Here is an 18,874-nt window from a genome sequence, read left to right on the forward strand (position 1 = left end):
TCTAGGAGCGCAACTTTTCAAAGAACCTTGCGTTTAATACATTGAAAACAGCAAGGCGAAAGAAAACAGCAGGAGAAAGAACAAGGTTTGGATAATATTCACAAAATCCACTCTTTACCTTTGCTGGCCAGTCGGTGTATAATGTTCAATGGTATGTAGTCTGGAGTAAGCCCATTATTATTGTTTACTAGTTTCTGCAATCTTATACATTGCAGACTTAACTAAAGTTAAATTCATTTTGCTCGCTCAACTCTGGGAAGGGGGTGAATCGGCTAATGAGGGAATCGAGCTATAATTTATCTAAAGAAAACTCTCAACAACCGAAAGATATCCGAGGAGGAGAAAAAAAGGTTATGAAAAAAAGTTTATCCGCAATCCTGTCTTTGGCTATGGCATTCTCGATGTTTTCTTCCGTTGCATTTGGTGCAGAAGATGCTGCAACGAAGAAATCGTCTGCTGACTTCGACGATCTGAAAGATCTGACTGCAGAACAAAAAGTAATTTTTGACGAACTGATCGGCGCTGGCGTATTCGACGGCGTAGGCGAAAAAGAATTCGGTTTGAAAGACAAAATGAACCGTGCTCAATTCGCTAAAGTAGCGGCTTTGATCTTCGACCTTGAAGTTGATCAATCCAAAAAAAGCTCCAGCTTCTCTGATGTTAAATCAGAAGATCCAGCTAACGGCTACGCTCTTCCTTACATCGAAGCTCTGAAAGCTGCTGGCCTGACTGACGGTTATGCTCCTGGCCAATACAACCCAGCTGGCGAAGTAACTAAGCAAGAACTCGCAACTTTCCTGGTTCGCGGTCTTGGTTGGGAAGCTGACGCTAAAGCAAGCGCTGGCGTAAGCGACAAAACAGTTTCTGACTGGGCTAAAGGCTATGTAGCTGTTGCTATCGAGAAGAAAATCCTGACTAGCGGCGCAGACGGTACTTTTGGTGGTACTTCCGCAGCTACTCGCGATATCCTCGTTCTGGCTGCATACGCTGCTGACAAAGCATATGTACCACAAGGCGTAGTGAATGTAACTGAAGCTAAAGCAGTAGGCGTTCAAAAAGTTGAAGTAACTTTCAACAAACCGGTTGATACTGCCAAAGCTAAGCTTGAGTTGAAAGCTGGTTCCAGCGTTGTTGAAGCTGATGTTAAATTTGCTGATGACAAGAAATCCGCAACTTTGACACTGAAGGATAACCTGAAAATTCGCGAAGGTAACTACACAGTTACATTGTCCGGATTAGAAGCTAATGAAGTTGGTAAAACAGTTGCCGAGTTCAAAGGCGAGGCTGAGAAGCTTGTAAAAATCGACTTCTTGAACAGCAACGATACGCTTGCTAAGTCCAAAAAAGCAGTTGTTAAGATCAAAGCTTCCAACCAATACGGTGAGAATGCTTCCTTGTCTGCAGGTAGCTATACAGTGTATGCAGGTAATAACAACGATGCATACGTGAAGCTCGTGAAGAACACACAAGGCGAGCTGCTTCTGACTCTTGATATCGACAAGGATTCTTATCAATCCGGTTACGGTATCGTTCCTGTTAATATCTACGAGAACGACTCCCGTATCAACGCTACGAAGAACTTTAAAGTTGGTACTTCTCCGTTCATCAGTAAAATTGAACTGGGCAATGCAAGATACTCCAACAATAAAGATTCCTTGACAACTAAAGGTGAGTCCGTATACTACGACGTAGTTAACTACGATCAATACGGTAACATCGTACCTTTTAACAACACGGAAGAAGAGAAGAGTAACACTAACGTTCAAATTATCGGTTATGAGCCAAATCTTAAATCAGAAGTTGGCGACTATAACAGCGACGAAATTCTCGAAGTCAAGTTGTACCTTAATCAAAATGTTGACAAAGCTGGCGAATACACGTTCTCCGTACACAATCAAGCAGGTCGCGTAACTGGTACAGTTCAAATCAAGTCGACTAAAGTTGCTACTAAGATTGAACTTGGCGAACTGAAAGATTCCAACGTAGCTGCTGGTGACAAAGAAGCGTTTATGGAACTCGTTGCTTACGATGCTGATGGCAACAAGCTGAGTCTCGAAGATCTGACTAACGATGAGAACCTGAAACGTGTCAAAGTCTCCTCTTCCTTTGGTAAAGCTGCAATCGAAACTGCAGGCGAAAACAGAGGTAAAATCAGACTGAGCGAACTGCCGACAAACTCGAAAACTGTATTTACAGTTAGCGCACAGATTGCAGAGCCAGGTGTATTCGACAACAAATGGAAGCAAGTGACTGTACAACCTGCTCGTTATGCAGATAGCTTCAAAGTTGTAACTGATCCTGCTAGAAAGATCGTTTCCGGTGCAGACAGCGCGCTTAAGATTCAAGTTCTTGACCAGTATGGTAAAGAACTGAAAGAACTGAAAAATGTTGATCAAAATGGTAACGTGTCTAGCTCTGGCGCCTCTTACACGGTTGCTGTAACAACAGCTACTTATGGTAGCGGTATGTCGATCGACTATCATGCTGATGCTGTTAAGAATATTGCCGGCCCATTGGATAATTCTTTTGTTGTTTCTGGTAAAGAAGTAGAACATCTGAACAAAGAGCACAAGTTTGTTTACAAAGGTGCAGGCAGTACAACAGATTCCATTGAAATCACTATGCAAATTCTTAAGAACAATGTAGAAATTTCCAAAATTAGCCGTAAGATCGAAGCAATTACTGGTAGTGAGACATTGAACTATTCGGTAGAAGCGGTAAAAGATCTGTTCAACGCGGTTGATAACGGTTCTGTAGTTACTTCTGTTTATGGCCCTGATAAAAACGAACGTGATGCTCAAAGAGATGCAACAACAAGTAAATTTGCAAGAGAAGTTAAGGTCGTAGCTACTGACGCAGCTGGTAACAAGGTAGCCGTTCCAAAAACAATCACTTCTGTTACGGGTGACGCTTCTGTTGTAAAAACTGGCGTAAAAGATAACAAAGGCTTTGTAATTGGTTATAAGAAAGGTACTTCGAATCTTAACGTTGGTTTCGTAAACAACAAAGGCGAAACGCTTCTGAGAACTGTTTCGGTCAATGTTAAGGACGAAGCTATCAAGACTACGAAGATTACCGCTAAATCTTCCGTTGAAATAGCGAAACTTCCAGCAGGCGCAAATGTCTTTGAAGTTGCTGAAGTTAAAGTTACAGATAACTACGATGTAACTTATGAGAAGCTTGACGCTCAAAAGTACAACTATCTGCTCGGTGTTGTATTCAGCGTAACAAACGTAAGAGATATTAATGGTAACCAAGCAGTAGGAACAGTTACGATCAATCAATATGGTGACATTTCTTATAGCGAAGGCAACAACATCCATTCCTTCGACATTGTCGCTAGCACGCTTGGTCAATCTGTAAGCATTCCTGTAAAATAATTAATTTAAGTTAAAGAGGAGACCCGCGAGGGTCTTCTTTTTATTAAAAGTTTTGGAGGGTTTAATGAAAACTAAGCATATTGTGCTGCTCTTTGTTTTTTTATCCTTAATCTCGTTTACGGGTTTTGGACAGGCAAGTGGAGGGACTACTATCACCCAGCCAGGTTCTTTGGAAGATCCATTGGTGACAAAAAGTTATTTAGAGCAAATAATAAGTGAAATCAAATCGAGTAAATCGCAAGTTGATACACCAAACGAAATCGGTATGCCAAACAGCAGTTTAACCATTGTTGAGCTGAAACAAAACCAAACCCTCTACGGTGATGCAGGGTCTGAAATCATCGTACGCAGCGGAAAGGTGATGGCTATAAGCTCTGATGAAAACGGCATGGCCGATGTTACGAGCGGTAAGGACATAACGGCAGGAATGCCTGTCGAATTGAATCATTTACTTATCGTTCCACGCGAAGGACGGGGCATAAAACCAGACCCTAAGAATAAGCAGGATATCTTTGTCATGGTCCGAGGCAGCTATTTTATTGTCAATGCAGACGGTACAAAGGTTGCTCCATAATTTTACCCGAATGACCAATTGTTCATACGTGTTACGGCATCCTCAGAGGAGATAATAAGATTACATTACTTCTGAGGAGGCTCATCTAACATGTCGAAGAACAATAAAAAGGTTGTGCCGGAAAGCGGAAAAGCGTTGGATGTTCTGAAATATGAGATTGCTGCAGAACTGGGCTTGCCGGTGGGAAAACAAATGTCCAGTATGAATGTGGAATTTGCCACAGAGCTCGGTACTATACCCTCCTACTCGGTAAAGGAAGATTATTGGGGGCATATTGCTTCCCGTGATGCAGGGGCAGTAGGGGGAACGATAACGGCAAGGCTTATTAAAAAGGCAGAAGAAACCCTATTCAGTTTATAAGGATTTAGTGAAGATTTCTTTTATTAATCCTATCAAGGGAATTCAGGTAATGTTCTTTATAAAACCTTCAGGATCTTATCAATAACATACTAAGCAGAATGAATTGTTAATTTTTTCAGACAAGCCCCGAATACATTGACACTAAACGACAAATCCAGTAACATACAAAATGAAGGTAACCAGTAAAGAAACCTTTTCCACTCGGAAAAGGTTGATTTTTTTGTATATCGTGTTCCTATATTTGGTCGCACGTCCCGGTAAGGGCTTCGATATATTTTTGACTCATTTATCTATACTAGCAGTAGGAGGTTATTATTATGTCTATTCCATCCGGTCGTCGTTTGTTTACATCCGAGTCCGTTACTGAAGGTCATCCGGATAAAATTTGTGACCAGATTTCCGATTCTGTACTTGACGCCTTTTTGGCTAATGATCCGAATGCGCGTGTAGCTTGCGAAGTTTCCGTAGCAACGGGTTTGGTTTTGGTTATTGGTGAAATTTCCAGCCGTTCCGAGTATGTCGATATCCAAGCCATCGCTCGTCAAACGGTGAAGGAAATTGGTTATACGCGCGCGAAGTATGGCTTTGACTCGTCCACTTGCGCAGTTCTTGTTTCCTTGAACGAGCAGTCGCCTGACATTGCTCAAGGGGTAAACCAAGCGCTGGAAGCCCGTGAAGGTCAAATGTCCGATGATCAAATCGAAGCCATCGGTGCCGGTGACCAAGGTATGATGTTCGGATTCGCGGTCAATGAGACTCCTGAGCTGATGCCGCTGCCGATCTCTCTATCCCACCAGCTTTCGCACCGCTTGTCTGAAGTGCGCAAGAACGGTACTTTGGATTATCTGCGTCCCGACGGCAAGACTCAAGTAACGGTTGAATACGAGGGAGATAAGCCTCTGCGTGTCGATACGATCGTTATTTCGACGCAGCATGCGGAAGAGATCACGCTGGAGCAGATCCAAGCCGATATCAAAGAACATGTCATCAAGCCGGTAGTACCGGATCATTTGATCGATGCTGACACGAAGTATTTTATTAACCCGACCGGACGCTTCGTTATCGGCGGTCCTCAAGGGGATGCGGGTCTGACTGGCCGTAAGATCATCGTCGATACGTATGGCGGCTACGCACGTCATGGCGGCGGCGCTTTCTCCGGTAAGGATCCGACAAAGGTTGACCGTTCAGGCGCTTATGCAGCCCGTTATGTGGCGAAGAATATCGTAGCCGCGGGTCTGGCTGACAAGTGTGAAGTTCAACTGGCCTACGCGATTGGTGTAGCTAAACCTGTATCCATCGCAGTCGATACGTTCGGCACAGGGAAAGTAAGCGAGGAGAAGCTTGTCGAAATCGTTCGTAAGAACTTCGACCTTCGACCGGCAGGCATCATCAAGATGCTGGACCTTCGTCGTCCGATTTACAAGCAAACGGCGGCATACGGACATTTTGGCCGTACCGACGTTGATCTGCCATGGGAGCGCACGGATAAAGCCGAGCTGCTTAAGGCAGACGCTCAGGCGTGAGCTTAAATCCATCTAGATAAGCCACCCATTTACGGGAAGACTATAATGGATTGAATCTCACTCTATAGGGGTCAATCCAGATAATTAAATATTAAATTTCGGCGCAAGCCGGAATCCAAGATCTGTCTAAGCAAGGCGATCCGAATGCTGCATTCGGTTCGTCTTTTCTTGCTTTGTTCACTTTTTACTAGCTTTTTTCGTAACTTTTTCGGGTGAAGTAGAGTCTATAGTAGAGGAGAGAGGAATAGAGAGGAGAAACAACTACGTGATCGTGCAAAAAAAATGGAAAAAGCTATCTTGTATAGTACTTGCAGCATCTGTTTACTTGTCCACATGGTCTGTAGCGCCGACGGCCTTGGCTAATACTCAGCCGGTACTGACCAAAGTCAGCGAGGAGATATTGACGTCCGGTGCCATTTTGAAGAGATACACTTGGGAAACGATTAGAAGCAAGAAGGATATTAAGGTTAATGCGAATGTTATTGAAGTAGACCTGACCAACCCCTATGTGAAGTTGGATGTTATGACAGGGACGGATAATCAATTTACCAAGAAGCAGACCGTACTGGGTATGGCCAAGGAAACAAAGGCCGTCGGTGGCGTGAATGGGGACTTCTATAATACACAGGCGGAAGGCGTTCCTATGGGACCGCAAATATCGAATGGCGAGCTGATGGCGACCCCTCCTTATCTGCCGGGGTTTTATACGTTTGCGCTGGATCAGAATAATAAGCCTGTTGTGGATCTATTCACCTTTCAAGGAAATATCATCGCCAAGGACGGGGCAGTCTATCCTTTAGGCGGGATTAACAAAACGTATTACTGGTCGGAGCCGGATGGCGTACATAGTCATATCGACGGCATGTTCATGTATACGAATGCATGGGGTCAGGAAGGCCGGTCCAATGACGGCGTAACGGTGCCTACGGAAGTTTTGGTACAGAATGGGATCATCCAGCAAATCGAGGACAATGGGATTATTCGTATGATCGCTCCCACGGACGGCTATATTTTGCGAGCTTCAGGGAAAGCAGCCGATTATGTGCGCGAGCATCTTAAGGTAGGCGATCCGCTGAAGGCGGATTACCAAGTGATCGCTCAGGATCCTAGTAAAACGTACGACGTTTCCAAGTTTAAAATGATGATTGGCGGGCATACGATTCTGGTCGATCAAGGACAGCCCGCTGCCTTTTCCCGTGAGGTTGCCAGTCTGTGCTGCACACGCTCGAGAACGGCTCTAGGCTACTCCAAGGATCAACGATATGCCTACCTCATAACAGCCGATTACAGCGGCGAGAGCAAGGGCCTGACGATGGCGGAGCTGCAGCAGTTTATGATCCAGGTAGGCGTGTGGAAAGGCCTCAATCTGGACGGCGGGGGCTCGACGCAGATGGTTGCTCGTCCGCTCGGTGAATTTGACCCCGTGCTGGCGAATAAGACGGAGACCGGTATTCAGCGAAGAGTCGTTAATGGAGTCGGCGTATACTCTACAGCACCTCAAGGCCAGCCTAAAGCACTGATCGTACAGGCTCCGGGGGCTGTATTCATTGGCGAAGCCGCGGCGCTGGGTACAGGCGGCTATGACGAGTTCTATAACCCGATCGCGGCAGGCACCGTGAAGGCAGAGTGGAGTGTTGCCGGGGGAATGGGAACCTTCCAGGATCATGTATTTACCGCAAGCAAAGCGGGAACAGCTAAAATAACGGCAGCAGCCGGCGGTGCGAGCTACACTACGGACCTCGAGGTCGCAGGCCGCGATCAAATCGCCAGTCTCAAAATCATGGCTGACAGCATGGCTCTATCCGAAGGGGAAACCTATAAGATCCCGGTTGTAGCTACGACCCTATCGGGAAAAACGAGAGAAGTGCCGCCTGAGCTCATCCAATGGGAGCTGCTCGGGGTGGAAGGAACAGCAGCCAACGGCAAACTGACCGTGAAAAGCTTGGCGGGCAGCAAGGGAGCCCAATTGATTGCACGCTATGACGGCTATAGTACGATGACGACGATCCCTGTGGGGATTGATAAGGTCTGGTACGACTTGGATAATGTCGCGGTCATGACGATGTCCGATCATAAGCCGGAGGAAGTAACGGCAGCGGTATATATCAAGCCTTCCGAGACGGGCAATAAGTATTTGGAGCTTAAATACGATTTTACAAAGGGTACCGGTAATAAATGGGCATTCGCGACGATGGATACCGGGGTGTTGGTGGAAGGCCAACCGCAGATGCTAAAGCTTAGAGTGAACGGCGATGAAAGTCTGAACTGGCTTCGAACTGAGCTCGTCGACAACAAAGGAGAGACGATCCGTGTCGATCTGGCACGTAATGTGAACTGGAAGGGCTGGAAGCAGGTAACGGCCGATTTATCGGAGTACAACCTGACCTACCCGATCCGTTTGAAGAGCGTCTACCTCGTAAATGAAGAGATCGGTCAAGACGAGCGCGCTGCGCAAGGAAGCATCGGTATCGACGATATTACGTTTACTTACCGGGGAGCGGTGCAGCAGCCGGCGTTGAATACAGTGGGCCTGACCGTAGACAAAAAGTCGGTAACGGTGAACGGCAAAGCTATGACGCTTGAGCAAGCTCCTTATATCACCGAAGGCAATACGTTAATTCCTCTTCGGTTCGTGGCCGATGCGCTGGGGGGAACGGTGAGATGGGACGATAAAGAACGGAAGGTCACGGTCATTCGCGGGACGAAGCTAATCGACCTATGGATTGATCATAAAGACTTAGTCGTGAACGGTCAGCGGGTGACGGCTGAGGTGGCTCCTGTTATTAAAAGCGATCTGACTATGGTGCCACTGCGCATATTATCGGAGAATTTGGGTTGGAAAGTGACTTGGGATGCGAAAACAAGACAAATTACGCTACAATAATTAGTGCTAGAAGCTCTCACATTCTTCCGAAAATATGGTACTATATTGCTAGTAATTGAGAAAAATGGCGAAGGAGCACTGCCCGGATGCAAGTCGATGTCTTTGACCGCGTCATCAAGAATGCCATTGATGTGATGGAGAACAGCAAATACCAGGTCTTCGAGATATGCGAGAGTGTCCGGACGGAGCGCGAAGCGCTTAATAAAGAGCTCCAGCTTGTAATTGAGGAAACGAAACGCATGATCGATACGGTCGATCGGTTTGAAGTCGAGTACCGCCGTTCCCGGGTCCGTCTGACGGAAGTAAGCCGGGATTTTAAAAGATTCAATGAAGAGGATATTCGAACGGCTTATGAAGCGGCAACGCAGCTTCAAGCGCAATTAGCCATTCATAGGGAGAAGGAACTACATCTGAAGCACCGCCGGGACGATCTGCAGAAGCGGATCAAGAATGTGGATCGGCAGCTTGAGCGTGCGGAGGCGTTGGTATCCCAGTTCAATGTGGTATTGGAATATTTATCGGGCGACCTGAATCAGGTGACTCGGCTGCTGGAGTCTGCCAAGAACCGGCAGCTGTTGGGCTTAAAGATTATACTGGCTCAGGAAGAAGAGCGTAAGCGCATTGCCCGGGAAATTCACGACGGGCTTGCTCAAAATATGGCCAACATGGTCTTGCGCACGGAAATTACGGAGCGTATGCTGGCTAAGGAAGCATATTCGGCTGTGAAGGAAGAATTGAATGACCTGAAATTCAGCGTACGGAGCGGGATTGAAGAGGTTCGCAAGATCATCTTCAATCTTCGCCCTATGGCTCTGGATGATCTGGGTCTTGTACCGACTCTCCGCAAATTCGTACAGGATTTCGAAGAGAAATCCAAGATCAATACGAAGTTTGAGATGGTAGGTAAAGAAATCCGGCTGCCTTCAGGTATGGAGGTTGCCGTATATCGGCTTGTCCAGGAGACTTTCTCCAATGTTCTGAAGCATGCGCAAGCTACTCATGTTACACTGGAGCTGACCTTTCAGCAGCAGATGATCAAGCTTACGGTCAGTGACAATGGAGTAGGCTTTGCAGCAGACACCATAGACAAGAAAATATCCAAAGGCAGTCACTACGGGATCATGGGGATGCGTGAGCGGGTAGAGCTGCTGGAAGGCAGACTCGACATTCAGTCCGCAGTGGGAGCAGGTACGAAATTTTCCATGGTCATCCCTATCAAGTCCGATAACAAGGAGGAATAGATTATATGGACATCATGGGCAATGTCAAACGTCCTATCAAGCTGGTGCTCGCAGATGATCACCAGCTATTTCGTGAAGGTGTGAAGCGCATTCTGAATATGGAAAGCGATCTGGAGGTTGTCGGCGAGTGCGGCGACGGGATTCAAGTTCTCGAGCTGTGCAACACGCTTCATCCTGATATTGTCTTGATGGATATTAATATGCCGATCGAAAACGGCGTAGTGGCAACCGAAAAGTTGAAGGATATTTTCCCCGATATCAAAGTTATCATCTTGTCTATCCATGATGATGAAAGCTATGTATTCGAAACGCTTCGCAAAGGAGCATCCGGTTACCTGCTGAAGGATATGGAGGCCGAGTCGCTGATTAACGCTATTCGTTCTGTGGTGGCTGGACATGCCTACATCCATCCTAAGGTAACAGGCAAGCTGATCAACCAGCTGCGCCGGATGACGTATCTGGACGAGCAGGGCGTTTCGGGAACGGGAACGGCGGCCAAAGAAGCCGGCGTGAAATATGTACATATGGACAATAGCCCATTAACGCGCCGCGAAGCGGAAGTACTCCGACTCATGGCTGAGGGCAAGAGCAACAAAATGATTGGCGAGTTCCTATACATAAGTGAAAAAACCGTTAAAAACCACGTCAGCAGCATTCTGCAAAAGATGGAAGTCGACGATCGTACGCAAGCGGTCATTATCGCCATCAAGAACGGTTGGGTAACCCTGTAGCCATAGATTGAGAAAGCTGATTAGAGATTCTCCAGACACCATCCCGATAAGAGCGGCATATACTGCTCTTAAGGGAGGGAGCCTCTATGATACTAGGCTTGATTTGGATCGTGGGCTGTTATGCTGCCGGAATCGTGTTAATTCATGCACTCCATCGGCGTTGGCAACGCCAAGCGGCGCCCCGTATTACGCACTATATTCTCCAGACGAGAAACAACGGACATCACGTGGAGTGGTATCTGCGTTCGCTTCATTTCTTCTCTTGGTTGAAAGGGCGGACGATTACCGTCACTATAGCTGACGAGGGCTCTACCGATGACACGGTAGCTATCGCGGAGCGGTTAAGCCACGAACATCACCTGAGCATTTATACTGCAGACGACAGCTGGAAGATCTGGAATCGGCAGCATGACGATGAGCAGCTGGTGATTGTTCGGCTTAGCCAAAATCAAGATTTAGAAACCGCTTACAAATTCATGTGAATCTATACTTTAAACCAAAGGAGTCTCATGAGAGCATTTGTATATGCGCTAGACACATCGCAAGGCACTTCATGGCACGTATCTGTAGAATTGGGTGCAGATCGGGATCACTGGGTTCGGGTACACGGTCATGCCTATCGACTGCGTGTACTGGAACCGTCTTTGTCATTTGGACAAGCCTGGAGGCTGGCAGCAGTATTGAATAAAGGGGCCGGAGGCTCGGGACAGACGGACCGTTCCGTGCTGCTTAGGATGGCCGGGCTAGCGGGGATCAAGCGATCGGACGACAAAGCCTGGAAGCTTTGGGAATGGACGCCTCCTTATGAGGGAAGCCAGGATAAAGTGGGGCAGGACACAGAAGGCTCGGACGGATACCAGGCCATGCGGCTGGCTTCGCTCGAGGGAAGACGCCTGCTGATGGAAGAAATCGAATCCCTGCTTAAAGCCGATGAGCAGCCAGGGGCCGGCCGTATTCATTCCTTGGGTTATCTCATACAAAGAGAGTGGCTAATCGGCGCTATTGCTCTCCAGCCCGGCGTAGAGGTTCGGGAGGCAACCGCAGGCTGGACATCCTGGGCCAAGAAGTCGCGAGCTCTCCAGGGTCAGGTTCAAGCCGAATGCCTGCGCTGCGGAAGCAAGGGGGCCCAAGCCTCAGGTAGCGGCTCTACCTCGGGAACGTCGAGTATTCGCTGGACGGATTGTCCGCATTGCGGCGAGCTCTGCCCGTATTGCGAGGCTTGCCTGACGATGGGGCGGGTGAGGTTCTGCAGTCCGCTGGTCTGTACTAGCGATCACATTTTGAAAAAGGGAAGTGACAAGTTACGTTCCGTGGAGTTCGAGGGCAACAACTCCCATTACCTGAAAGCGTGGGGGCTAAGTGATGTACAGGAAGCCGCTTCGGATGCGGCATTGAATTTCTTGAAAGCAAATCCTTCCCTTTCAAAACAGAATGAGGGTATAAGCCGATTTCTCATATGGGCGGTAACCGGTGCTGGTAAGACCGAGATGATCTTTCCCATGATTCAATACATGGTCGAGTCGGGAGGACGGGTAGCTGTCGTCACTCCACGTAAGGATGTCGTACTGGAGCTTCACCCCCGGCTGGGTAAGGCGTTTCCGGATATCTCACGTGTAACGCTCTATGGAGGCAGCGAGCAGCGCTGGGAGCAGGGGGTGCTCACCTTGGCGACGACCCATCAAATGCTCAGGTTCTATAAGGCCTTCGATCTGGTGATCGTCGATGAAATCGATGCTTACCCGTACCATAATAACCCGATGCTGCTGCATGCCGTAGATCAGGTCTGCAAGCCTGGCGGAACATTTATTCTTCTGTCGGCGACTCCGCCTGCCCGGCTGCAGCGGGAGGTCCGAACAGGGCGGCTTGCTCATGTACGCGTCCCCGCCAGATATCACCGTCACCCCTTGCCGGAGCCAAGCTGGCTGAATTGTCCTCCGCTGAAAAAAATGCTGCAAACCGAAAAGCTTCCGGTTCGGCTGCTGACAGCCATCCGGCATTCACTGGAACGGGGGGCCCAAGTCTTCGTGTTCGTGCCGAATATCAAAGCGGTGGAGCCCTTTGTCCGCCTGCTGAGGAAGTATTACGAAGGTTATTCCATAGAAGGTACTTCCTCCAAGGATGGAGAGCGATCGGAGAAGGTTATCGCGTTTCGTTCGGCAGACATCCGGCTGCTGGTCACGACGACCATTCTGGAGAGAGGGGTCACGATACCGAAATCAGATGTGTTCATCGTGGAAGCAGGCTCCGTTCTGTTCGATGCGGCAGCGCTGGTTCAAATGGCGGGGCGAGCAGGGCGGTCTGCTCAGGACCCGAATGGCTTTGTTTATTTTGCTTCCGAAGAGAAGACAAGGTCACAGGCTGAAGCGATCCGCCAGATCAAGTCCATGAACAAGCTGGCGAGGCAGAAGGGGTATATTCAGCAATCCATAAGGAGCGTGTCTTTATTCAAACGATGGCTAAACAATGGGAAGCGTGGATGACAGGTCTGATCGGCTGGTTGCGTTCCTGCGAGCGGCTGCTGTCTCGTGGCGAGAGGTGCTGTCAAGTGTGCGCAGGGCGGATCATGGCAGGCAAACGACGCTTGGGCATGTTAGGGATATGCCAGGGCTGTGCAGAAGGCATTCCATGGATCCACTTGTCCGAACTCACATGTGCTCGATGCGGCCGATACGAACGCTGTCCGGATTGCGAAGGATCGAGCTCAGCTGCCAGCTTCGTGCAGAGCAGGAGTGCTGTTCGTTATAACGAACGGATGAAAGAATGGCTGGCTGCGTATAAATACCAGCGGAAGGAATCGCTGCGCACCGTGATGGGAGGCATGCTGCTTCATGCGTATCATTTGCACAAGCTTCCTCCTCCAGGGCAGCGGCTCCATGACGGCTTATCCGATAGGTTCGCCTCTATTCCTGCCGTGAGGGAGTACGTTACCTTCGTCCCGTTAAGCGCCGAGCGATGTGCGGAGCGAGGGTTCAACCAGGCCGAGCAGATGGCGGCCGAGCTGGCCCGCTTGATCGGGGCACCCCTACTGCCTCTGCTAAGGCGCAATCGACATACGGAAAGGCAAAGCTCCAAGAGCCGCCATGAGCGGATCGAGAATATGAAGGGCTTGTTCGAGCTTGATGCATACGCGGCAATCATGCTAGCGGAAGAGGCTAAGCGTATCAAGATACGGCTATATGTGATCGATGATGTTTATACGACAGGGAGCACCATGAGCGAATGCTCCAGGGTCATTCGGGAGTCTCTGCCGGTGGAGGTATATGGAATCACATGGGCGCGATGAATCTGGGTCTATTTTCCCGTAGAAATGCAAAAAAACCATGTGCAATGTCCCGGATAATAAGCTACACTAGGGATATATCAAAGATTGTTGCATAGGCTGAGGAGGTATGGGATGAGTCTCAATGTAGCAAACTGTAACCGTTGCGGAAAAGTATATATGAAGAATAATTATGGTCTGTGTCCGGCATGTATAAAAGGGATTGAGGCCGAATATGAGAAGTGCTTGAATTTCCTGCGCGATCATCGCCAGTGCACCATTCAAGAGCTGAGCGACGAGACGGGCGTGGAAATGAAGCAAATCATGAAGTTTATTCGCGAGGGACGCATTTCCATCAAGAATAATCCTAATATGGCGTATAGTTGCGAAGCTTGCGCGGCTCCGATCCGGGAAGGTAACATTTGCGAGCCATGCCGAACAAGATTGATGAAGGAAACCTCGGGATTGATGGAGGATGAACAGAAGAGAAGAGAACGCGAGGCTAACAAGGGCGTCACGTATAAAATTAAAGATCGTTTGGAAGACCGCTGAGAGATAATTCATTTTAACCTAAACTTTTATATTTCACCCACCGATAAAAGTAATAAAGCAGAGTCGGTGGGTATTTACTTTGGCCGATAATCGAGGTGATCAGGGATGAAAATTAACCGTACGGATCAGGTTGGGGCAGTCAACTCTTATAAGAAGGCGCATGAATCCGCTTCCCCCGCAAATCTTCAAAAGAAGAAGCAGAAGGATCAAGTGGAAATTTCCGCGGAAGCCAAGGAGCTCTTGAACGGGACACAAGGAGTGACGGAGACGTCAGGCAGCAAGCTGGAAGAGTTGAAGGCTTCGGTTCAGACAGGCACATACCACGTTGACGCACGCAAACTAGCGGAGAAGATATTTCCTTTCTTGAAATAAATGAGTTGAGGTGACTAGCATGTCCTTAGACGCCATATTGCACACGATGACCGAATTAAACGAAGTTCATGACAACTTGTTGGATATGGCCGAGCAGAAGAGACATGTTATCGTTAAGAATGAAGTGGATAAGCTGTCCCATCTCGTAGCCCGTGAGAACAAGCTTCTTAAACGGATTGAAGAATTAGACACTCAGCGCATCGAGGCTACGGGTAACTTTCTTATCGAGAAAGGATACAAGCCGAACCCCAAGGTAACGATCAGCGATTTGACTAAAATCATCTTTAATATCGATGAAAAAAGAACGCTATTAGAGGAACAGAAGAGGCTGCTTGCAAAAATTCGGAAATTAAGAGAGTTGAACCAGCTGAACCAGCAACTGATTGAGCATTCTCTTGCTTATATAGACTATTCGCTTGATCTTATGGTCGGTCCGCCGGAGGACGAGGTGTTTTATCACAATCCCAACCAGCCTGCTTCAGGGATCAAACGTCTAGGAATATTCGATACGAAAGCATAAGATATCGGGAAGGGGAACGTTTATGCGTTCAACATTTACGGGCCTGGAGCTTGCCAAGCGCAGCTTATTTACCCAGCAGGCGGCATTGACGACGACGGGCCATAATATTGCTAATGCGAACACGCGGGGCTTCACCAGGCAGGTAGTCAATATGGTTGCGGCTAAGCCTATCGAAGCAGTTGGCATGATGCGAAGCAATATTCCAGGCCAGATGGGGCAAAGCGTCGAGTTCACCTCGATTACGCGTATTCGCGAGGGATTTCTGGATAAGCAATTTTATAACGAGCATAAAGGCTACGGCGAGTGGACTGTCCGTCAGGATACGCTGGAGAAGCTCGAATCCATCATCAATGAGCCTTCGGACACTGGACTGCGCCAGGTTATGGATAACTTCTGGAACTCTTGGCAGGAGCTCAGCAAGCAGCCGGACAACCTGGAGACGCGTGCCGTAGTGAAAGAAAGCGCATTGGCTCTGACCGACGCCTTCAATAGTGTAGCTCGAAAGCTTAATGACCTTACTTCGGACTTGAACGATAACATCGATGTGAAAATTACTCAAGTGAACTCTACCCTTCAGCAAATAGCTGCTTTGAATGGGGAGATATACCGCATCGAGGGCCTGGGCAATAATGCTAATGATCTTAGGGATCAACGGGACGTATTGCTCGACGATCTGTCCAAGGTCATTAACATTTCCGTTACGGAAGATGCGAACGGCTATACGGTTATGATGGGCAACCAGACATTGGTTACAGGGCAAGCGCCGACAGAGTTTAACTTGAACTTGGTGAATGCGGCATATCCGACCAATCTGGCCAGCGGGGAGCTGTTCGCTCTCAAGGAATCGACAACCAAGTATGTGGATGAGTATAAGAGGCAGTTGAACTCACTCGCAACGACCATCGTCGGTTCTGTAAACACGGCTCACCAAGAAGGGTATACACTTAAAGGTCCTGCAGCAACCAGGGGAGGGCTGTTCTTCTCAGCCATTACCGATCCGGCTAAAGCGGCGGAGCAGATGGGCGTCAGCTCGACGATTACGGACGACGTGGAAAACATCGCAGCTTCCAAAGCGACATTTTCCGATAACGGAGTGGATAAAGTCGTTCGGGGAAACAATGAGATGGCTCTGCAAATCGCAGGCATCAAAAATACGAAATACAATTTCGAGACCTCTGGCCTCGACAAGATTATTTTAAATGGCGGGACCTTCGACGAGTTTCTGCGAGCTGTGGTCGGACAGATCGGCGTACAATCCCAAGAAGCTACCAGACAGGCAGCTAATCAAAAGATTCTAGTCGATCAGGTAGACTCCCGTCGTCAGGCAGTCAGTGGCGTATCGCTGGATGAAGAAATGGCCAATATGATTAAATTTCAACATGCTTATAACGCCGCAGCCCGGGCCTTGACCACATTTGACGAAGCGTTGGATAAGGTCATCAATTCCATGGGCGTAGTCGGAAGATAAGAAAGAGGGTGAAGGGATGACACAGCGCGTCACGCAGTCGATGCTGAATACGCAGTTATTGAGAAATCTGAATTCGAACCTCAAACGAATGGATAATCTGCAAAATCAACTGGCGACCGGCAGGAGAATCAACAAGCCTTCAGACGACCCGGTTGGGATCAGCTTTTCGTTAAGATATCGAAGCGAGCTGGCAGCCAATGACCAATATCAACGAAATGTCGATACGGCTGTCTCGTGGCTCGATTATTCAGATACGATGCTTGATCAGGTCGGAACCGTTTTGCATAGAGCGCGTGAGCTGGCGGTACAAGGGGCAAACGGCACGAACTCCGATGAATCGATGAAAGCCATGAAGATTGAGATTGATCAACTGGCTGACCAGATGCTGACTATTGCCAATAGTAACTTTAATGGGAAATATGTTTTTAACGGACAAAAAACCGATGTCAAGCCTTATCAGGACCTTACGACAGCTCCCAGTGCCGATATTCATCAGGGCCCTATTCAATTTGAGATAGGTCTAGGTGTGAAGCTGACGATTAACAAAACGGGAACCGAAGTATTTGGAGCTGGAGAAGACAGCATATTTAAAGTATTGACGGACATGTCTGCGGCTCTGGATGGTAAGAATTACGAAGGCGTGCAGAAATCCCTAGGCCTTCTTGATAGTCGAATAGACAAGCTGCTCGGTATTCGCGCGGATGTTGGGGCTAAAACCAACCGCATCCAATTGGCGGAAGATCGTTTAAAGGATATTGATACCAACCTGCAAAGCTTGCAGTCGAAGACCGAGGATGCGGATATGTCCTCCGTCATCACGAGGCTGAAGATGGATGAGAATGTATACCAGGCCTCACTCTCTGCGGGAACGAAGCTCATCCAGCCGAGTCTAGTAGACTTCCTGAGGTAAGGAGGTACGAAGTAGTATGGTTTCCTTCCCCCATATCCAGATCCGGCAAACACCGGCATTAATCGGGATTGACGCCGATCTTGGCACTCAAGATATTCGTCAGCCCCGAGCGACGTTCGAGATGACAACCGAACGGCCCCAGCAGGAGATTCGGCAGCCGCGCGGTGAATTGGAGATCGACCAAACTAAGGCCTGGGATGCGTTAGGCAGAGGCCCGGTACTGGAATCATTTAACCGGATCTATTCCCAAGCTCATCAGATTGCCATGCAAGGTATAGCACGTATTGTAGAGAATGGCAACCGCTTGGCCCAGATTCATCTCAAGACCAATGCCATTGCCGATAATGCCGAGCAGATCCGGTATAATTTTTCGGAGTTCGATATTGTCGGTGAAGCTTCTTACGATAACGTAGATATCTTCTATACGGCTAGAAGGCCAGAGATTAACGTGATCGACGGTAAAGTCAACTTACAAACACATCCCAATCGTCCCGAATATGAATATTATCGGGGCAAGCTGGACATCTATATGCAGCAATATCCGAAGGTGGAGATAACGCCGCCGGAAATTGATTATCAAGCATAAAGCGGTATAATGAGGCTAGCATAGCTGAGTTGTACGGCTTTTTATTTTTTAGGAGAAGGGAAGATAGATGATGAAGATTAGTACCCGATTTTTCGGTGAGGTGGAATACACGGAAGAGGAAGTCATTACATTCACGCAAGAAATGCCGGGCTTGGAGGACTACAAGCAATTTCTCCCCATTCCTCTGGAAGCCGACTCTCCCTTTACCTACTTGCAGTCTGTGGATGAAGAAAACCTGGTATTGTTGGTCGTGGACCCTTTTCACTTCTTTCAGGACTATGACTTTGCCATCAGCGAGGCCGCGCAGCTGGAGCTTGATATTCAGAACGTAACGGACGTAGAGGTGCGGACGATCGTATCGGTGAACGAAAAGCAAAGTGAGGCAGCTGTCAATCTGATCGCACCCATCCTTATTCATGTCCGGAACAAAAAAGCACGGCAGTTGATTCTTCACGACAGCCCGTACAGCTTTAAACATAAACTGCCGCTGCCTATCGGCGAATCGGTGTAAGGG

The 18,874-nt window shown here is 48.2% G+C and carries 17 protein-coding genes; all 17 read left to right on the top strand.

Going from position 1 to position 18,874, the window contains the following annotated elements; all coding sequences use genetic code 11:
* Positions 1 to 275: 275 nt before the first annotated feature.
* The 17 genes from GSF01_RS15085 to fliW all read left to right on the top strand — a co-directional run bounded on the left by GSF01_RS15085 (position 276) and on the right by fliW (position 18,871).
* Positions 276 to 3,380: an S-layer homology domain-containing protein gene (locus GSF01_RS15085; protein ID WP_235941523.1), complete on the top strand. Its 3,105-nt coding sequence runs from the start codon at positions 276 to 278 to the stop codon at positions 3,378 to 3,380.
* 64 nt (positions 3,381 to 3,444) lie between these two features.
* Positions 3,445 to 3,954 carry a hypothetical protein gene (locus tag GSF01_RS15090; protein ID WP_159885412.1) on the top strand — a complete coding sequence of 170 codons (510 nt, stop codon included), beginning with the start codon at positions 3,445 to 3,447 and terminating at the stop codon, positions 3,952 to 3,954.
* A gap of 90 nt (positions 3,955 to 4,044) precedes the next feature.
* Entirely contained in the window at positions 4,045 to 4,314 is a 270-nt protein-coding gene (locus tag GSF01_RS15095; RefSeq protein WP_159885414.1) for an alpha/beta-type small acid-soluble spore protein, read from the top strand.
* A 317-nt stretch (positions 4,315 to 4,631) separates the two neighbouring features.
* Positions 4,632 to 5,837: a methionine adenosyltransferase gene (gene metK / locus GSF01_RS15100; RefSeq protein WP_159885416.1), complete on the top strand. Its 1,206-nt coding sequence runs from the start codon at positions 4,632 to 4,634 to the stop codon at positions 5,835 to 5,837.
* A 265-nt stretch (positions 5,838 to 6,102) separates the two neighbouring features.
* Positions 6,103 to 8,721, top strand: coding sequence for a stalk domain-containing protein (locus GSF01_RS15105; protein ID WP_159885418.1), 2,619 nt, complete (start codon positions 6,103 to 6,105; stop codon positions 8,719 to 8,721).
* Positions 8,722 to 8,807: 86 nt separating this feature from the next.
* Positions 8,808 to 9,962 (top strand): sensor histidine kinase, encoded by a 1,155-nt coding sequence (locus GSF01_RS15110; protein ID WP_159885420.1) that lies wholly within the window; start codon positions 8,808 to 8,810, stop codon positions 9,960 to 9,962.
* Between the two features lie 5 nt (positions 9,963 to 9,967).
* The gene (locus GSF01_RS15115; RefSeq protein WP_159885422.1) at positions 9,968 to 10,693 is read left to right on the top strand and encodes a response regulator; all 726 of its coding nucleotides are present in this window, start codon (positions 9,968 to 9,970) and stop codon (positions 10,691 to 10,693) included.
* Between the two features lie 86 nt (positions 10,694 to 10,779).
* The gene (locus GSF01_RS15120) at positions 10,780 to 11,175 is read left to right on the top strand and encodes a hypothetical protein (RefSeq protein WP_159885424.1); all 396 of its coding nucleotides are present in this window, start codon (positions 10,780 to 10,782) and stop codon (positions 11,173 to 11,175) included.
* 27 nt (positions 11,176 to 11,202) lie between these two features.
* Entirely contained in the window at positions 11,203 to 13,173 is a 1,971-nt protein-coding gene (locus GSF01_RS15125) for a DEAD/DEAH box helicase (protein ID WP_159885426.1), read from the top strand.
* Entirely contained in the window at positions 13,146 to 13,976 is an 831-nt protein-coding gene (locus GSF01_RS15130) for a ComF family protein (RefSeq protein WP_235941524.1), read from the top strand. The genes GSF01_RS15125 and GSF01_RS15130 overlap by 28 nt, the downstream gene beginning before the upstream one ends.
* Positions 13,977 to 14,087: 111 nt before the next feature.
* The gene (locus tag GSF01_RS15135) at positions 14,088 to 14,504 is read left to right on the top strand and encodes a TIGR03826 family flagellar region protein (RefSeq protein WP_159885428.1); all 417 of its coding nucleotides are present in this window, start codon (positions 14,088 to 14,090) and stop codon (positions 14,502 to 14,504) included.
* A 105-nt stretch (positions 14,505 to 14,609) separates the two neighbouring features.
* The gene (gene flgM / locus GSF01_RS15140; protein ID WP_159885430.1) at positions 14,610 to 14,876 is read left to right on the top strand and encodes a flagellar biosynthesis anti-sigma factor FlgM; all 267 of its coding nucleotides are present in this window, start codon (positions 14,610 to 14,612) and stop codon (positions 14,874 to 14,876) included.
* 19 nt (positions 14,877 to 14,895) lie between these two features.
* Positions 14,896 to 15,396: a flagellar protein FlgN gene (locus GSF01_RS15145; RefSeq protein ID WP_159885432.1), complete on the top strand. Its 501-nt coding sequence runs from the start codon at positions 14,896 to 14,898 to the stop codon at positions 15,394 to 15,396.
* 22 nt (positions 15,397 to 15,418) lie between these two features.
* Positions 15,419 to 16,864, top strand: a complete 1,446-nt coding sequence (gene flgK, locus GSF01_RS15150) for a flagellar hook-associated protein FlgK (RefSeq protein ID WP_159885434.1) — start codon at positions 15,419 to 15,421, stop codon at positions 16,862 to 16,864.
* Positions 16,865 to 16,880: 16 nt separating this feature from the next.
* Entirely contained in the window at positions 16,881 to 17,774 is an 894-nt protein-coding gene (flgL, locus tag GSF01_RS15155) for a flagellar hook-associated protein FlgL (RefSeq protein ID WP_159885435.1), read from the top strand.
* 16 nt (positions 17,775 to 17,790) lie between these two features.
* On the top strand, positions 17,791 to 18,360 hold the full coding sequence (locus GSF01_RS15160; protein ID WP_201305401.1) for a DUF6470 family protein: 570 nt from the start codon (positions 17,791 to 17,793) through the stop codon (positions 18,358 to 18,360).
* A 67-nt stretch (positions 18,361 to 18,427) separates the two neighbouring features.
* The gene (gene fliW / locus GSF01_RS15165) at positions 18,428 to 18,871 is read left to right on the top strand and encodes a flagellar assembly protein FliW (protein WP_159885436.1); all 444 of its coding nucleotides are present in this window, start codon (positions 18,428 to 18,430) and stop codon (positions 18,869 to 18,871) included.
* The last annotated feature ends 3 nt before the right edge of the window (positions 18,872 to 18,874 follow it).

It is taken from the genome of Paenibacillus puerhi, assembly GCF_009846885.1.
Taxonomy (GTDB): Bacteria; Bacillota; Bacilli; order Paenibacillales; family NBRC-103111; genus Paenibacillus_G; species Paenibacillus_G puerhi.

Bases quoted from the DNA above. Each gene is read 5' to 3' on its own strand.
- GSF01_RS15085 (WP_235941523.1), top strand. From the start codon at position 276: ATGAGGGAATCGAGCTATAATTTATCTAAAGAAAACTCTCAACAACCG.
- GSF01_RS15090 (WP_159885412.1), top strand. From the start codon at position 3,445: ATGAAAACTAAGCATATTGTGCTGCTCTTTGTTTTTTTATCCTTAATC.
- GSF01_RS15095 (WP_159885414.1), top strand. From the start codon at position 4,045: ATGTCGAAGAACAATAAAAAGGTTGTGCCGGAAAGCGGAAAAGCGTTG.
- metK (WP_159885416.1), top strand. From the start codon at position 4,632: ATGTCTATTCCATCCGGTCGTCGTTTGTTTACATCCGAGTCCGTTACT.
- GSF01_RS15110 (WP_159885420.1), top strand. From the start codon at position 8,808: ATGCAAGTCGATGTCTTTGACCGCGTCATCAAGAATGCCATTGATGTG.
- GSF01_RS15115 (WP_159885422.1), top strand. From the start codon at position 9,968: ATGGACATCATGGGCAATGTCAAACGTCCTATCAAGCTGGTGCTCGCA.
- GSF01_RS15120 (WP_159885424.1), top strand. From the start codon at position 10,780: ATGATACTAGGCTTGATTTGGATCGTGGGCTGTTATGCTGCCGGAATC.
- GSF01_RS15125 (WP_159885426.1), top strand. From the start codon at position 11,203: ATGAGAGCATTTGTATATGCGCTAGACACATCGCAAGGCACTTCATGG.
- GSF01_RS15130 (WP_235941524.1), top strand. From the start codon at position 13,146: ATGGCTAAACAATGGGAAGCGTGGATGACAGGTCTGATCGGCTGGTTG.
- GSF01_RS15135 (WP_159885428.1), top strand. From the start codon at position 14,088: ATGAGTCTCAATGTAGCAAACTGTAACCGTTGCGGAAAAGTATATATG.
- flgM (WP_159885430.1), top strand. From the start codon at position 14,610: ATGAAAATTAACCGTACGGATCAGGTTGGGGCAGTCAACTCTTATAAG.
- GSF01_RS15145 (WP_159885432.1), top strand. From the start codon at position 14,896: ATGTCCTTAGACGCCATATTGCACACGATGACCGAATTAAACGAAGTT.
- flgK (WP_159885434.1), top strand. From the start codon at position 15,419: ATGCGTTCAACATTTACGGGCCTGGAGCTTGCCAAGCGCAGCTTATTT.
- flgL (WP_159885435.1), top strand. From the start codon at position 16,881: ATGACACAGCGCGTCACGCAGTCGATGCTGAATACGCAGTTATTGAGA.
- GSF01_RS15160 (WP_201305401.1), top strand. From the start codon at position 17,791: ATGGTTTCCTTCCCCCATATCCAGATCCGGCAAACACCGGCATTAATC.
- fliW (WP_159885436.1), top strand. From the start codon at position 18,428: ATGATGAAGATTAGTACCCGATTTTTCGGTGAGGTGGAATACACGGAA.